Raw genomic sequence first — 14,618 nt, forward strand, 5'->3', positions numbered from 1 at the left:
ATGGGCCGGATTTTCGTCCTTGCGCTGATCCTTGCGCTGGGTCTTTGCAGGGCGGTCGCCGCCGATCCCGTGCAGCTTTCGCCAGCGTCGATGCGCGCCACCGGGCAGGCCGCGCTGCAGGCGCAGCGGCCCGATGTGGCCCTGCAGGTCGCAAATGCCCTGCTGGCGCGCGACCCGGACGACTGGCAGGCGCTTCTGATCCAGTCGCAAGCCGCCCGCGATCTGGGGCAGATGGATCTTGCCCGCGCCGCCGCGCAGCGGGCCTGGCGCCTGGCCGAAACAAGCCCCCGGCGCTACGCGGCAGCCCTGGCGCGCGCGCAGGCCGAGGCCTCGGACGGGCGGCGCACGGTGTCGCAACTCTGGCTGCGCCGCGCCGCACAGGACGCCCCCGACGAACACGCCCGGGCCCTTGCGCTGCGTGATTTCCGGTATGTGCGCGCGCGCAACCCGCTGCGCGTCACGTTCGGTTTCGGCCTTGCGCCGTCGTCGAACATCAACGGCGGGTCATCATCAGATACGCTGTGGCTGACGCTGTTCGGGCAGCCCATCCCCTTCACCCTGTCGCCCGAGGCCCAGGCGCTTTCGGGGATTGAGACGCGCCTGTCGCTGGGGCTGGACCGGCGGTTCAGCACCGGCCCGCGCCATGAAACGCGGGTGGGGGTGAACCTGTCGGGCCGCGCCTACAGCCTGTCATCGGATGCGCGCCGCAAGGCCCCCGATGCGGATGCCGATGATTATGCCTTTGCCGCGGCCGAACTTTATCTAAGCCACGAAGCGCAACCGTCGGGCTGGCGCGCGCCCTGGGACATGCGGGCGACGCTGGGCCATAACGTCTATGGGGGCGATCCCCTGTCGAATTACGCGCGCCTTGATCTGGGCAAGGCGATCGCGCTGCCGGGGCAGCAGCGCCTGCGCCTTGGCATGGGACTGGAACGACAGTGGCGGCAGGACAAGGCCGATCGTTCCGCCACCATCCAGTCGGTTGAAACGCGCTACGCCCGCCCGGTTCCCGGCGGCGCGCTGAACTTTGGCCTGCGCGCCGCGCGCGTGCGGTCGCAGGCCAGTGACGTGGACCATACCGCCTATGGGCTTGATGCCGGTTACACCCTGGCCAAGCCGCTGGCGGGCGCCCGCATCGGCCTGAACCTTGGACTGGAAACGCGTGATTATGACCGCTCGGCCTTTGACCCCGCGGGGCGCCAGGATCTGAAGCTGCGCCTTGGCGTAACCGCCTTCCTGCCGGACCTCGACTACATGGGCTTTGCCCCCGAGGTTTCATTGCAGGCCGCGCGCACCAATTCGAACATCTTGCTTTATGACAGCCGCGATATCGGGGTCGGGCTCAACTTGCGATCCGCCTTCTGAAGCGGTTGGACACGGGCCTTTGCTGCGCTAGGGTGGGGCCCGGCAGCCCAAGGAGATCGCGATGAAACTGAAGTATCTGCATACCATGGTCCGCGTGCTCGACCTGGAAAAATCGATGGCCTTCTATCGCCTTCTGGGCCTTGAGGAGACGCGCCGCTATGAAAATGAGGGCGGGCGCTTTTCGCTGGTGTTCATGGCCCCCCCCGGCCAGCCCGACTGCCCGGTCGAACTGACGTGGAATTGGGACGGCGATCCCGGCCTGCCCAGCGACAGCCGCCACTTCGGCCATCTCGCCTATGAGGTCGATAATATCTATGACATGTGCCAGCACCTGATGGACAATGGCGTGACCATCAACCGCCCCCCGCGCGACGGGCGCATGGCCTTCGTGCGCAGCCCCGACAATATCTCGGTCGAGCTGTTGCAGATGGGCAGCGCGCTGCCGCCGGTCGAGCCCTGGGCCAGCATGGAAAACACCGGCCACTGGTGACGGGTCGCCGGGGGCATCCCGCAGGCGCGGCGGCGGCAAATTGGTGCGCGGGCTGGGCGATCAATAGATATAGCGGATCTGATCGCTCCAATACCGTTCCATCCGGCGCAAGGTATGATTGACCGCATCGATCGCATCCGGCCCGATCACGCCGCGCGTCTCCATGCCGCTTGCGTGACGTTCGAACAGTGCCGCCACCGCATCGCGCAGCATGCGCCCCTTGGGCGTCAGCCGCACCCGGACGGACCTTCGGTCAATTTCACAGCGCTGGTGGTGCATGTAACCGGTTTCGACCAGCTTCTTCAGATTATAGGATACGTTCGAGCCCTGATAATACCCGCGCGTGCGCAATTCGCCGGCCGTCACCTCATGATCGCCGACATTGAACAGCAACAGCGCCTGAACCGCGTTGATATCCAGAATCCCAAGCCGTTCGAATTCATCCTTGATGACATCCAGCAGCAAGCGGTGCAGCCGCTCTACCAAGGCGAGGCTTTCCAGATAGCCGGCCATCAGACCGGTGCCGGATGCCTGTGTCAAAGGGGTATGCAAAGTCATTCGTATCTCCGCCGGTCTCGCTGCCCGAAAGCGACACTGGACCAGAAACCCGAAATTTCGGTTAAGCGATCTTAGCCGCCGGCGTGGCGGGCCCGGGCAAAGGCGGCAATCTCGGTCAGCAGGTCCAGATAGCGCGCGGGACAGGCCTGCGTGCCTGACACCCAAGGATACAGATCCTGATCGTTCTCTTCCAGAAGCGCATCGAAAAGGTCCAGGCGCGCGGGGTCCATCGCCGCCAGGGACGCATCGGCATAGGGACCCAGAATCAGGTCCATTTCCTTCGTGCCACGCCGCCAGCTGCGCATCTTCATGCGTTTCAGCCGTGCTTCCTGCGTTTCGCCCATCGCCCCGTCCCCCTGCGGCACATCGCCTTGCGTCATTGCCCCTGCCCCAGCCTGCGTTCCAGCCGGCCCAGACGCGCGTCCAGATACTGCAACTGGTCGCGGATCGCGCGGATTTCGCGCAGGGTATCCTGATCGCCCCCCGCTTCTGCCCGGCTCTCGGGCGGGCCGTCAAGCCCCTCTCCCGTGCCGGTCAGCAGCCACATCAGCGACACGCCCAGCATCCCCGCCAGCATCTGAAGCCGGTTGGCGCGCGGATCGGCGGCATCATCTTCCCATCGCTGCAGCGTTTCCAGCCGCACCCCCATCCGCGTGGCCAGCGCGCGCTGGCTAAGGCCCGCGGCCTCGCGCGCGCCGGCCAGCCTGTCCCCGAAGGTGGCGATCTGCGCCCCGTACCAGTCGCTTGTGCCGGTGGTATCGGCCATGGCGCCCCCTGTTCGTGCTTGATCGGTTCACCCCCGCACCCTAAGACATGCAACCGGCAGATACAAACCGGAGCTTCCCATGGCCTTCCTTTCCGACACGCTGGCGCGCGTGAAACCATCGCCCACCATCGCCGTCACCAACAAGGCGCGCGAACTGCAAGAGGCCGGGCGCGACGTGATCGGCCTTGGCGCGGGCGAACCCGATTTCGACACCCCCGAAAACATCCGCGCCGCCGCCATCGCCGCGATCAACGCTGGCAAGACGAAATACACCGCCGTCGACGGCGTCCCGGAACTGAAAAAAGCCATCTGCGCCAAGTTCAAACGTGAAAACGGGCTGGACTATACCCCCGCCCAGATCACCGTGGGCACGGGTGGCAAACAGGTGCTGTACAATGCGCTGGTGGCCACCCTGAACCCCGGGGATGAGGTGATCATCCCCGCCCCCTACTGGGTCAGCTACCCCGACATGGTCCTGCTGGCCGGCGGCACCCCGGTCTTTGTCGAAGGGCCGATGGAAACCGGCTACAAGATCACCGGCGCACAGCTTGAGGCCGCGATCACCCCGAAAACCAAGTGGTTCATCTTCAACTCGCCCTCGAACCCCTCGGGCGCGGGCTATTCGGCGGCTGAACTCAGGGATCTGACCGATGTGCTGATGCGCCACCCCCATGTCTGGGTGATGTCGGATGACATGTATGAACACCTTGTCTTTGGCGATTTCAGGTTCGCCACGCCCGCGCAGGTCGAACCGGGGCTTTACGACCGCACGCTGACCTGCAACGGCGTATCCAAGGCCTATGCGATGACCGGCTGGCGCATCGGCTATGCCGGGGGCCCCGAACATCTGATCAAGGCGATGGGCAAGGTGCAGTCGCAATCCACCTCGAATCCCTGCTCGATCAGCCAATATGCCGCGGTCGAGGCGCTGAACGGCCCGCAGGATTACATCCGCGACAGCCGCGTGGCCTTTGAACGGCGCCGCGATCTGGTGGTCAGCGCGCTGAACGCCTGCCCCGGCATCACCTGCCCCATCCCGGAAGGTGCCTTCTACGTCTACCCCTCGATCCGGGACCTGATCGGCAAGACCTCGGCCGCGGGCGCGACGATCACCGATGATGAAACCTTCGCCACCGCCCTTCTGGAAGAGGCGGGCGTTGCCGTGGTGTTTGGTTCGGCCTTCGGCCTGTCGCCCAACTTCCGCATCAGCTATGCCACCTCCGACGCGGTCCTGGCCGAGGCCTGCGCCCGCATCAGGCGGTTCTGCGAAGAACTGAAATAGGCCGCGAAAGGGCAACGGATGGGCGATCTGCCAGACTATTACTTCCGCATCCGCGAAAATGGCGCAGCGGTTTTCCGGGTCGATACGGAAAACCGCCAGCGGCGGATCGAGATGGATCAGATCGCCGTCGTCAACATCCGCAACGGCGAAATCAAACCCCAGGGCGACCGCAGCCTGTCAGATCGTGACATGCAGGTCATCCGCGACTGGATCGCCGCGCGCAGCCAGACACTGGCGGCGCGCGACATCGACGACATCCACCGCACCATCGACCATCTGAATCTGACCGCGCACTGGGCCCAGTCGCGCGCGACGGATACGCAGCTGGACGCGGTCACCGATTCGCTGCTGCTTGCGATGCACGATCTGCGCACGGTGCTGGTGCGCAAGAAGTCCGAACGACTGCTGAAAGCCCCGGCCAGCACCACGGATTGATCCTTCGGCTTTGCCCAAATATCCCGGGGGTGAATTGGCGCCTTCGCGCCAAGAGGGGGCAGCGCCCCCTGCCCCGCGCCTTGGCGCCTTCGCCACACCATCGCCTCAGGCCGCGATGCGGACCCAGGCCCCACGCCAGAACCGCGCCATCAGCAAAAGGCTCGCCAGCGCCAAACCGATCACCAGCCCGAACCACAGCCCCTGGCCGCCGAAACCCAGCGGAAAGGCCAGCACATAGCTTGCCGGCACACCCACCGCCCAATAGCTGAACCCGGCAATCCACATCGGCACCCGCGTATCCTGCACCCCGCGCAGCAGGCCCAGCGCCATCACCTGCGCCGCATCGAACAGCTGAAACAGCGCCGCCACCGCCAAAAGCCCCGCCCCGAACCCCACGATCACCGCCCGGTCCGGGTTGCCCGGGTCCAGGAACGCGCCGATCAACAGCTCGGGCAAGGTCAGGAACAGCACGACCATGGCGCAGGCGATCGCCAGCGACAGGGCGATCCCCACGGCGGCGGCATCACGCATCCGCTGCACATCGCCCGCCCCCTGCGCGCGCCCGGCCCGCACGGTCACCGCATTGGACAGGCCCAGATGCACCATGAAGGTCAGGCCCGACAGTTCCACCGCAATGCCATGCGCGGCCAGTTCGCGGGTGCCGATCCAGCCCATCATCAGCGCCGAGGCCTGAAACAACCCGCCCTCGGCCAGCCCGGTCAGGCCGATCGGCAGGCCCAGCCGGAACACCTGCCGGAAGGCGGGCCAATCAGGCCGCCAGAACCGCTGGAACAGCGCAAAGCCACGCAGCGCGGGCAGCCAGGCGGCATAGACTGCCAGCGCCACAAACCCCAGAACCTGCACCACGACCGAGGCCGCCGCCGCCCCCCGCACGCCCAGTTCCGGCGCACCCAGATTGCCAAAGATCAGCACCCAGTTCAGCGCGGCATTGGCCGCCACCCCCGACAAGGTGACCCACAGCACCACCTGCGTGCGCTCATTCGCGGCCAGATAGCTTTTCAGCACCATCACCAGAAGCGCCGGTACCATGCCCCAGCCGGCCACGCGCAGATAGCTTTGCGCCAGCGCCGCGATCTCGGGCTGCTGGCCCAGCGCCAGAAGGATCGGCCCCGACCACCACATCAGCGGCAGGATGACCACCCCGTAAAGAATCGACAGCCAAAGCCCCATGCGCGCATCGCGCCGCACCTGGGTGCGATCGCCCGCGCCCAGCGCCGCGGCGACCATCCCCATCACCGCGATTCCGAACCCCGATCCCAGGATGAAGACAATGAAAAAGCCTGAGGCCCCCAGCACCCCGGCGGCCAGCTCTTCGACGCCATACCAGCCCAGCATCACCGTATCGGTAACATGCAGCAACATCTGCGCCAGGTGCGAGCCGATCAGCGGCAGGCCAAGCGTCAGCGTCGCGCGCAGATGGGCGCCGGGGGACAGGCGGTCAGGATGCGTCATGGCCGGACGCTACAGCCACGCCACCGCGCCGTCCAGCCACCCGCACAGCCCCCGACGCTGCGGCAACCACGGCACCGGGGGCCCGCCGCGATCACGGCGCCGCTTGTGTCACCGGCGCGCCCCCCTGCACCGGGCGCGCGCGGCGCTGATCGGGATGCAGCGACAGGCCCAGAATATGCTCGGACCTGTGAACGACGTGGCTGGCATTGCCCACGATCATCGGATCAGGTGGCGTAGCCACGGAAAGGTCCTTGTCCGGATAATCCAGCGTGGACAGGAAATGGCGCATGCAGTTCAACCGCGCGCGTTTCTTGTCGTTCGATTTCACGATCGTCCAGGGCGCATCGGCGGTGTCGGTATAGAAAAACATCGCCTCTTTCGCCTCGGTATAGTCATCCCATTTGCCCAGGCTTGCCAGATCGATGGGCGACAACTTCCAGCGCTTCAGCGGATCGGTCTCGCGCGCCCTGAAACGCCGGCCCTGTTCATCGCGCGTGACCGAGAACCAGTATTTGTAAAGCCGGATCCCCGAACGCACCAGCATGCGTTCCAATTCCGGGGTCTGGCGCATGAATTCCAGATATTCGGTGGCGGTGCAAAAGCCCATGACCCGTTCCACGCCTGCGCGGTTGTACCAGCTGCGATCATAAAAGACCATTTCCCCGCCGGTCGGCAGGTGGTCGATGTAGCGCTGGAAATACCACTGGCCGCGCTCTTCCTCGGTGGGTTTGTTCAACGCCACCACGCGCGCGAACCGCGGGTTTAGATGTTCGGTGAAGCGCTTGATCGTGCCCCCCTTGCCGGCGGCATCGCGGCCCTCGAACAGGATGACGAATTTTTGCCTCGTCTCCTGTGCCCAGATCTGGACCTTCAGCAGTTCCGCCTGCAGCCTGGCCTTCTCGGCTTCATAGGCCGTGCGTCCCATGCGGCGCGGATAGGGATAGCGCCCAGATTCGAACGCCAGCCGGATCGCATTGGGATCAACACGCGGAAAGGCCTTGGGACCCTCACCCTCTGGAGCATCCGCGATCACGTCCGCCTCAACCGGCGCCACGTCCCCGGGCGGTTTCGCCACCGCGGGCATCACGTCTTCAGACATCGTCTCTTCGACGGTCGTTTCGACAAGCTGATCGTTCATACGCACCGCTCCACACATCACACATGATCCATAGGACATTTTGGCGCAGCCCACCTTGATGCGTGTCAAATCTGCCGCGCAACAGGCCGCCCTGCACAGCTCATGAGCACGAACAGGCCACTGGGCTTTTCAATCCGCAAGACGCGCGACAGTCTGGCCCCCGAACAGGCAGGAGAACCCATGATCACCATCTACGGCATCTACCGCTCCCGCGCGACGCGCAACATCTGGCTGCTGGAAGAACTGAAGGCGCCCTATACGCTCAAGGCCGTGGTCCAGGCCAACCGGCTGGCCGATCCCGGCGCCCCGGACGCGCCCCTCAACACGCTCAGCCCCGAGTTTCTGAAACTCTCGCCCGCCGGCGCCATCCCGGTGATGGAGGACGGCGGCCTGATCCTGTCGGAATCGCTGGCCATCAACCACTACATCGCCCGAAAGCACGGCGGGCCGCTGGCCCCCACGGACCTGCGCGAAGAGGCGCAGATGGTGCAATGGGCCCTGTTCGGGGCGACATGGATCGAATCCCATGCGCTTGAAATCGCCTATGCCCATGCGCGCGGCGAGGCGGCAAGCGCGGCGGGACAGGCGGTGATCCGGTCGGCTGCCGAACAGCTGACCCGGCCCCTGGCCGCGCTGGAAACGCATCTGTCCTGCCACAGCCACATGGTCGGCGGACGCTTTACCGTGGCAGACATCAACATGGCGGAAATCCTGCGCTACTGTCAGCCGCACAACCCGCTGATGGATCGCTTCGGCCGGGTGAAAAGCTGGCTTGACCACTGCCAGTCCCGCCCCGCCTTCCGCAAGATGTGGGCCGCACGCGAGACCGAGGCGATCTGACCCCGGCGCGCGCAGGGGGCTCTGCCCCCGGGCCTGCGGCCCTCCCCCGGAGTATTTGATCCAAGAAGAAGCGGTGCGGGCTTCTTCTTGGACCAAATACTCATGACCCGGCCGCCACGGGCAAAAGGGTACCGCATGGGGCCGGGCTTGCCCCCGGTCCCCCGGATGCGGTATCCCCTTGGGCCAGCCCCAAGAGAAAGACGAGCAGCATGGCCGACGACCTTCTGTCTTCCCAGCCCGAAACCTATGACGCCTCTTCGATCGAGGTGCTTGAGGGGCTGGAGCCGGTGCGCAAACGGCCAGGCATGTATATCGGCGGCACGGATGAACGCGCGCTGCATCACATGGTGGCGGAAATCCTCGACAATTCAATGGATGAGGCGGTAGCGGGTCATGCCAGCCGCATCGAGGTGGAACTGGGGGCGGACCATTCGGTGACCATCCGCGACAACGGCCGCGGCATCCCGATCGATCCGCACCCGAAATTCCCCGGCAAATCGGCGCTGGAAGTGATCCTGTGCACGTTGCATGCGGGGGGCAAGTTCTCGGGCGATGCCTATCAGACATCGGGCGGGTTGCACGGGGTGGGCGCCTCGGTCGTCAATGCGCTGTCGGATCTTATGGTGGTGCAGGTGGCGCGCAACAAGGAGCTGTTCGAACAACGCTTTTCGCGCGGCATCCCGCAGGGCCCGGTGGAAAAGATCGGCGCCGCCCCGAACCGGCGCGGCACCACGGTGACCTTCCATGCCGATGAGCAGATCTTTGGCCACCACCGGTTCCGCCCCGCGCGGCTGTTGAAGATGGTGCGGTCCAAGGCCTATCTGTTTTCGGGCGTCGAGATCCGCTGGAAATCCGCGATCGACGATGGCGAGACGCCGCTGGAGGCGGTGTTCCACTTTCCTGGCGGGCTGTCGGACTATCTGACCGAAAGCCTTGGCAAGGCGATGACCTATGCGGACCGCCCCTTTGCGGGCAAGGTGGGCTTTCAGGAAAAGTTCGGCGTGCCGGGCAGCGTGGAATGGGCGATCAACTGGACGCCCGCGCGCGATGGGTTCATCGGGTCTTATTGCAACACCGTGCCCACGCCCGAGGGCGGCACGCATGAGGCGGGCTTCTGGGCGGCGATCCTGAAGGGCATCCGCGCCTATGGCGAACTGGTCAAAAACCGCAAGGCCGAACAGATCACCCGCGACGATCTGCTGACCGGGGGCTGCGCGCTGGTGTCGTGCTTCATCCGCGAGCCGGAATTCGTGGGCCAGACCAAGGACCGGCTGGCCACCGTCGAGGCGCAGCGGCTGGTGGAAGGCGCGGTGCGCGACCATTTCGACAACTGGCTTGCGGCGGATACGAAATCGGCGGGGGCGATTCTGGATTTCCTGGTGCTACGCGCCGAGGAACGGCTGCGACGGCGGCAGGAAAAGGAAACCCAGCGCAAATCCGCAACGAAAAAGCTGCGCCTGCCGGGCAAGCTGGTTGATTGTTCGGCCACCAACCGCGCGGGGACCGAGCTTTTCATCGTCGAGGGCGACTCGGCCGGGGGCAGCGCCAAGATGGCGCGCGAGCGGAATTTTCAGGCCCTGCTGCCGATCCGCGGCAAGATCCTGAACGTTCTGGGCGCGGCCTCGGGGAAGATGGGGGCAAACCAGGAAATCAGCAACCTGTGCCAGGCACTTGGCGTGGGGCTGGGAACCAAGTTCAACATCGAGGATCTGCGCTACGACAAGGTCATCATCATGACCGACGCGGATGTGGACGGCGCGCATATCGCAAGCCTTCTGATGACCTTTTTCTTCACCCAGATGCGGCCGCTGATCGACAAGGGGCACCTTTATCTGGCCTGCCCGCCGCTGTACCGGCTGACGCAGGGGGCCAAGCGGCTTTATGTGGCCGATGAGGCCGAGAAAGAGCAGTGGCTGCAGAAGGGCCTGGGCGGCAAGGGCAAGATCGACGTGCAGCGGTTCAAGGGGCTGGGCGAAATGGACGCCAAGGACCTAAAGGATACGACGATGAACCCCGTAACGCGCAAGCTGATCCGGGTGACGATCCATGACGACATCCCCGGCGAGACCGGCGATCTGGTGGAACGTCTGATGGGCAAGAAGCCGGAACTGCGTTTTCAGTATATCCAGGAAAACGCGCAATTCGTCGAAGAGCTGGACGTCTAGGCCCGGGGGATACGCGCCCCGGGGCCGTGTTTGGGCCCCGGGTTCAGCGCCCCAATGCCTCAAGATATTCGGCCAGCTGCACCAGACGCAGCGGCGTAGGCGTGGCGATGCCATCGCCGGTATCGACCAGCACGGTTTCCCCTTCCAGCAACTCGCCAAAGGCGGGCATGTCGCTGCCGCCATGGCCATCGCGGGCATAGCCGTAGATCTGGCTCATGACCTGGGCCTTGGGAAAGGCCCCGCCATTCAGCACGGCCAGCTGTGTCAGATCGGGCGCGGCCACGCCCAGATCACGGGCAACCTCGCCATCGCCCCGGCCTGCGGGGCCGTGGCAGGTCGCGCACATGTCGGCATAGTCATCGGCCCCCGTCGGTGTGGATACCGCCTCCTTCATCGGCATGCAGGCGGCAAGACCGGCGAACAGGGGAATGAACAGGGTGGCTGCGCGCATGGGGACCTCCGTTATTTGCAACAGGCTACGTCGCCCGGGCCCATGACGCAACTGGCCGCGGGCAAAGTGAAAAGCCCGGCGCAAAGGAAAAGGCCACGCATTGCGTGGCCCCTGAAACACCCCGGAAAACGACCCGGGCGGATCGGCAGATCTTACTTGATCTTGCCTTCCTTGTATTCGACATGCTTGCGCACGACCGGATCGTATTTGTTCACGGTCATCTTTTCGGTCATGGTGCGGGCATTCTTCTTGGTCACGTAGAAGTGCCCGGTGCCCGCCGTCGAGTTCAGACGGATCTTGATCGTCGTCGGCTTCGCCATTTCTCAGTCTCCTAGAGTCGGGCGAGGCCGCCCGCGAAATCCTTGAAGCCCGCCTTTTAAACGGACCCGGACCAGAGTCAACCGCGAAACCCCGCAGCGGGCATAAATTTCTGCCCGCTGCAGACGTTTTCCGAACCGGGGTCAGTGCGTGGGCTTTCCCATCGCCCGGTGAATTTCCAGCACCTTCCCGGCCTCCAGAGCCAGCGCCGCGGCCAGATTGGCCAGGTATTGCTTTTCGGCATCCGTATCGGCGCTGATCGCCATCAGCGCCGCGGAATAAACCTGGGCCTTCGCCCCCTCGCCCACAGCGGCGGCCAGGCCGGAAATGTCGATGGGCCGGTCAAGTTCGGCGGCGACGAAGGCGATTTCCTCATCCGTGGCATCCCCCAGATGATCCAGAATCGCGGCGCGTTCGGCCGGATCAATCTCGCCATCCGATTTCGCAGCCTGGATCATGGCGCGGATCATCAGCCTGGCGTTATCCTCCATCATCGCGTCGACGGCCGTGCCCCCCGTGACCGCCGAAAGCATGTCACCCAGACCCGAGGCGCCGGTTTTCGCGGCCCCCGTCATCGCCCCCATCATCGCCCCCAGCCCCGCCTCGGTGGCCTCGGTCGCCTGCGCCGCCTGGGTGCCAAAGCGGGCCATCATGTCACGCACCGCCTGCTTGCCGCCGGGCAAGCCCAACCGTTCGGCCATGTCGCCCATCTGGTCGGCCATGCCACCGGGCTGGCCCGCCCCACGCAGCGCCTCTTTCATGCCGTCCATGCCACCGCCCTTGCGGAACCGATCCACCCCCCGCGCGGCGGCAAAGCCAACGGCCAGGGTGGCCAGCGTCTTGACGAAACTCATGGTCGTGTCTCCCTATGGTTTCCGTGCTGTGATTGTGCGGACAATTCACCCGATCGCCAACAGGATTCACACCCCAATGCAAACCGGGCGCCAACGGGTCCGGACCGATCAGATCGCGGCCACAGCCGTGGCCAGCAATGTACGCACCTTACGGGCCGTCACCAAAAGATCGTCATTCCCGACCGCCATCATCGAGGCAACCGGATCAATCGCGCTGACCTCAACCCCACCGGGCACCGCACGCAGGATCACGTTGCAGGGCAACATCGTCCCCACGCGCGGTTCCTGCCCGATCGCATCCCAGGCAAGACCCGGGTTGCAGGCGCCCAGAATACGGTAATGATCCATGTCCCGGTCCAGCTTTGCCTTCATCGTCGCCTGAACGTCAATCTCGGTCAGGACCCCAAAGCCCTGGCCGGCCAGCGCCTTGCGCACCCGCGCCTCGACCTGGTCAACATCCGCACCCTCGATAAGGCGATCCATCGTGTAGCCCATCCCCGATCCTCCTTGCTGCGCCGCGCGATGGTCCCCCGCGCCGCCAGCGCCGTCAAGCCGGGACACCATCACGCACGGGTGATCGGGGGAACTTTGCGCGGAGGGCCTGTAAGCCGGATTTTGTCCAAGGGGTCGCCCCCTCTGGATGACCATTCCTCTGGCCCCGCAGTTACCTGCGGGATCTAGCCGCCAACCCGGACCGCTCGGGGCGAAGTTCCCCTGCCGGCCTTGCGGCGCGGCGCGCGGTCCCTATTCGGCGTTGCTCCCGGTGGGGCTTGCCATGCCGGTCCTGTTGCCAGTCCCGCGGTGGGCTCTTACCCCACCGTTTCACCCTTGCCCGTCCGTGAACGGGCGGTCTTGTTCTCTGTGGCGCTTTCCCTGGGGTTACCCCCGCCGGGCGTTACCCGGCACCGTCACTTCATGGAGTCCGGACTTTCCTCGCGCGTCCAGGTATCCGGGGCAAACCGCAGACCTTTGGACCCGCGCGGTCATCCAGCCCTCCGCGCCCGTTCCAGATAGGCGGTGGTCACGCCCGCGTCAATGGCGCAGGGGGCTCTGCCCCGGTCGGCTTCGCCGCCCTCCCCGGAGTATTTTGGGCCAAAAAGAAGGACGCGATTTCTTCTTGGCTGAAATACTCCGGGGGTGAGGCGCGTCAGCGCCGAGGGGGCAGCGCCCCCTGCGCCCTTCTCAGGCGCGCCAGAAATCTCCGTCCTGGCCGAAGCGGGCTGCAAGATCGGCGATCAGCGCCATGTCCGCGGAGGCCAGTGGCCCGGTGGCGCGGGGCCGGAAACGCAGGCGGAAGGCCTGCAGCAGCTTATCCAAAGGCGCGGCCGGGTAGCCAAAGGCCTGTGCCAGCGCCGCGAAGGCCAATGGATCGGCGGGTGGGGCCGGGTCAAGCGGTTCGGGCCAGACCGACAGGCCCTGCAACGCCAGCCGGCGCCAGTCAAAGCGCGGACCGGGATCGGCTTTGCGGTCCGGTGCCAGATCGGAATGGGCGATCACACCGTCCGCGGCAATGGCCCAGCGGGCCATGATCGCGCGCAACAACTGCTCCAGCGCGGCCATCTGCGGTTCGGGAAAGGGCGCATCGCCCGGATTGGCCAGTTCGATCCCGATCGAGCGGGAATTGACATCCCCCTGCCCCGCCCATTCGCCCGCACCGGCGTGCCAGGCCCGGGCTTCTTCGGCGACCAGTTGTTCGACCGTTCCGGTTTCCGAAATCAGCCAATGCGCAGAAACCTCGGCCGCGGGGTCGCACAGGCGATCCCGCGCTGCCACGCAGCTTGGCATGGCGGTGTAATGGATCACGATCAGCCCGGGCCGCCCGCCCCCCCGCCTGTCGCCGAAATTCGGAGAGGGCAGCCCCATCGGATCAGTTGCGCACCGACTGAAACGGCGTCGGATCCCAGGCGCAGGCGAAGCCGTCGCCATCGGGGTCCAGGTGACGCGGATCGCGTTCCGGTCCGCCGCGGCGCAGAAACTCCATCTGTGCCTGATCGGAAGAGATAAAGCGCGCGCAGGCACGGTCGTGATTGGTCAGGGCCAGCAGCCCCCCGCGCTGCCAGACCGGCTGGCCCAGCCGGTTCGGCGCCTGCAGCGCATAGGCCGCAAGGTTCGGGGCGGCGGCCGTCGCAGGCGGTGTGGCGACCGGCAATGTCGCGACAGGGGCCGACACCGGGGCCGTGGCCGATGTCAGACCCGGGATCGCCGACAGGGGCGCCCCGTCTGCCGGGGCTGGCGCGATCGGCGCCACCGATATCGGCCCGGGCTGGATCGCCCCTACCGAGGCGTTCGGAACGGGGGGGGGCGAGGCCGGCGCGACCGGCGCCGGGGCGGTGCCGCGCAGGGCGGCCTCGCGCTCGGCCAGATAGGTCTGATAATCGCCAAACCCGACCCCGGCGGACAGGTTCGGCCCCTGGGCGTCACAGCCCGCCAGTATCAGCGCCGGGATCACCAGCAGAACCGCACGCATCCTTGCCCCCCTTCGA

The 14,618-nt window shown here is 65.7% G+C and carries 17 protein-coding genes and 1 other RNA gene; 6 read left to right on the forward strand and 12 right to left on the reverse strand.

The features are described 5' to 3' along the window. A complete protein-coding gene (locus ACK8OU_RS07240; RefSeq protein ID WP_410302702.1) occupies positions 1–1,365 on the forward strand; it encodes a hypothetical protein in 1,365 nt (454 codons plus the stop codon). A 61-nt stretch (positions 1,366–1,426) separates the two neighbouring features. Next, positions 1,427–1,855: a VOC family protein gene (locus ACK8OU_RS07245; RefSeq protein ID WP_410302703.1), complete on the forward strand. Its 429-nt coding sequence runs from the start codon at positions 1,427–1,429 to the stop codon at positions 1,853–1,855. A gap of 60 nt (positions 1,856–1,915) precedes the next feature. On the opposite strand, the gene ACK8OU_RS07250 is transcribed toward ACK8OU_RS07245, so the two are convergent. The 3 genes from ACK8OU_RS07250 to ACK8OU_RS07260 form a co-directional block, all read right to left on the reverse strand. Next, positions 1,916–2,413, reverse strand: a complete 498-nt coding sequence (locus ACK8OU_RS07250; RefSeq protein WP_410302704.1) for a MarR family winged helix-turn-helix transcriptional regulator — start codon at positions 2,411–2,413, stop codon at positions 1,916–1,918. Between the two features lie 71 nt (positions 2,414–2,484). After that, positions 2,485–2,757: an FAD assembly factor SdhE gene (locus ACK8OU_RS07255; protein ID WP_410302762.1), complete on the reverse strand. Its 273-nt coding sequence runs from the start codon at positions 2,755–2,757 to the stop codon at positions 2,485–2,487. 32 nt (positions 2,758–2,789) lie between these two features. Further along, positions 2,790–3,179 carry a helix-turn-helix domain-containing protein gene (locus ACK8OU_RS07260; protein WP_410302705.1) on the reverse strand — a complete coding sequence of 130 codons (390 nt, stop codon included), beginning with the start codon at positions 3,177–3,179 and terminating at the stop codon, positions 2,790–2,792. 79 nt (positions 3,180–3,258) lie between these two features. On the opposite strand from ACK8OU_RS07260, the gene ACK8OU_RS07265 reads away from it, so the two are divergent. Next, positions 3,259–4,461 carry a pyridoxal phosphate-dependent aminotransferase gene (locus tag ACK8OU_RS07265; protein WP_410302706.1) on the forward strand — a complete coding sequence of 401 codons (1,203 nt, stop codon included), beginning with the start codon at positions 3,259–3,261 and terminating at the stop codon, positions 4,459–4,461. 18 nt (positions 4,462–4,479) lie between these two features. Beyond that, the gene (locus ACK8OU_RS07270; protein ID WP_410302707.1) at positions 4,480–4,896 is read left to right on the forward strand and encodes a hypothetical protein; all 417 of its coding nucleotides are present in this window, start codon (positions 4,480–4,482) and stop codon (positions 4,894–4,896) included. A 105-nt stretch (positions 4,897–5,001) separates the two neighbouring features. Here ACK8OU_RS07270 and ACK8OU_RS07275 read toward each other — a convergent pair whose 3' ends face one another. Together ACK8OU_RS07275 and ppk2 are read right to left on the reverse strand one after the other, a co-directional pair. After that, on the reverse strand, positions 5,002–6,369 hold the full coding sequence (locus tag ACK8OU_RS07275) for an MATE family efflux transporter (protein ID WP_410302708.1): 1,368 nt from the start codon (positions 6,367–6,369) through the stop codon (positions 5,002–5,004). A 91-nt stretch (positions 6,370–6,460) separates the two neighbouring features. Then, the gene (gene ppk2 / locus ACK8OU_RS07280) at positions 6,461–7,468 is read right to left on the reverse strand and encodes a polyphosphate kinase 2 (RefSeq protein ID WP_410302763.1); all 1,008 of its coding nucleotides are present in this window, start codon (positions 7,466–7,468) and stop codon (positions 6,461–6,463) included. Between the two features lie 141 nt (positions 7,469–7,609). Here ppk2 and ACK8OU_RS07285 point away from each other — a divergent pair, with 141 nt between their 5' ends. Together ACK8OU_RS07285 and parE are read left to right on the forward strand one after the other, a co-directional pair. Beyond that, positions 7,610–8,347, forward strand: a complete 738-nt coding sequence (locus ACK8OU_RS07285) for a glutathione S-transferase family protein (protein WP_410302709.1) — start codon at positions 7,610–7,612, stop codon at positions 8,345–8,347. A 209-nt stretch (positions 8,348–8,556) separates the two neighbouring features. After that, a complete protein-coding gene (gene parE, locus ACK8OU_RS07290; protein ID WP_410302710.1) occupies positions 8,557–10,512 on the forward strand; it encodes a DNA topoisomerase IV subunit B in 1,956 nt (651 codons plus the stop codon). Positions 10,513–10,555: 43 nt separating this feature from the next. Here the strand turns inward: parE and ACK8OU_RS07295 are convergent, their stop codons facing one another. The 7 genes from ACK8OU_RS07295 to ACK8OU_RS07325 all read right to left on the reverse strand — a co-directional run bounded on the left by ACK8OU_RS07295 (position 10,556) and on the right by ACK8OU_RS07325 (position 14,602). Further along, a complete protein-coding gene (locus ACK8OU_RS07295) occupies positions 10,556–10,963 on the reverse strand; it encodes a c-type cytochrome (RefSeq protein WP_410302711.1) in 408 nt (135 codons plus the stop codon). 152 nt (positions 10,964–11,115) lie between these two features. Further along, on the reverse strand, positions 11,116–11,283 hold the full coding sequence (rpmG, locus tag ACK8OU_RS07300) for a 50S ribosomal protein L33 (RefSeq protein WP_011750518.1): 168 nt from the start codon (positions 11,281–11,283) through the stop codon (positions 11,116–11,118). A gap of 141 nt (positions 11,284–11,424) precedes the next feature. Continuing rightward, complete coding sequence (locus ACK8OU_RS07305) at positions 11,425–12,135, reverse strand: tellurite resistance TerB family protein (RefSeq protein WP_410302712.1); 711 nt, start codon at positions 12,133–12,135, stop codon at positions 11,425–11,427. Between the two features lie 108 nt (positions 12,136–12,243). Beyond that, entirely contained in the window at positions 12,244–12,630 is a 387-nt protein-coding gene (locus ACK8OU_RS07310) for a DUF302 domain-containing protein (protein WP_410302713.1), read from the reverse strand. A 93-nt stretch (positions 12,631–12,723) separates the two neighbouring features. After that, positions 12,724–13,134: RNase P RNA component class A (gene rnpB, locus ACK8OU_RS07315), an RNA gene on the reverse strand. 183 nt (positions 13,135–13,317) lie between these two features. Continuing rightward, positions 13,318–13,998, reverse strand: coding sequence for an N-acetylmuramoyl-L-alanine amidase (locus ACK8OU_RS07320; protein WP_410302714.1), 681 nt, complete (start codon positions 13,996–13,998; stop codon positions 13,318–13,320). Between the two features lie 4 nt (positions 13,999–14,002). Then, positions 14,003–14,602, reverse strand: a complete 600-nt coding sequence (locus ACK8OU_RS07325; RefSeq protein ID WP_410302715.1) for a hypothetical protein — start codon at positions 14,600–14,602, stop codon at positions 14,003–14,005. Positions 14,603–14,618 lie beyond the last annotated feature (16 nt).

This window comes from Pontitalea aquivivens, from assembly GCF_046507575.1.
Taxonomy (GTDB): Bacteria; Pseudomonadota; Alphaproteobacteria; order Rhodobacterales; family Rhodobacteraceae; genus Pontitalea; species Pontitalea aquivivens.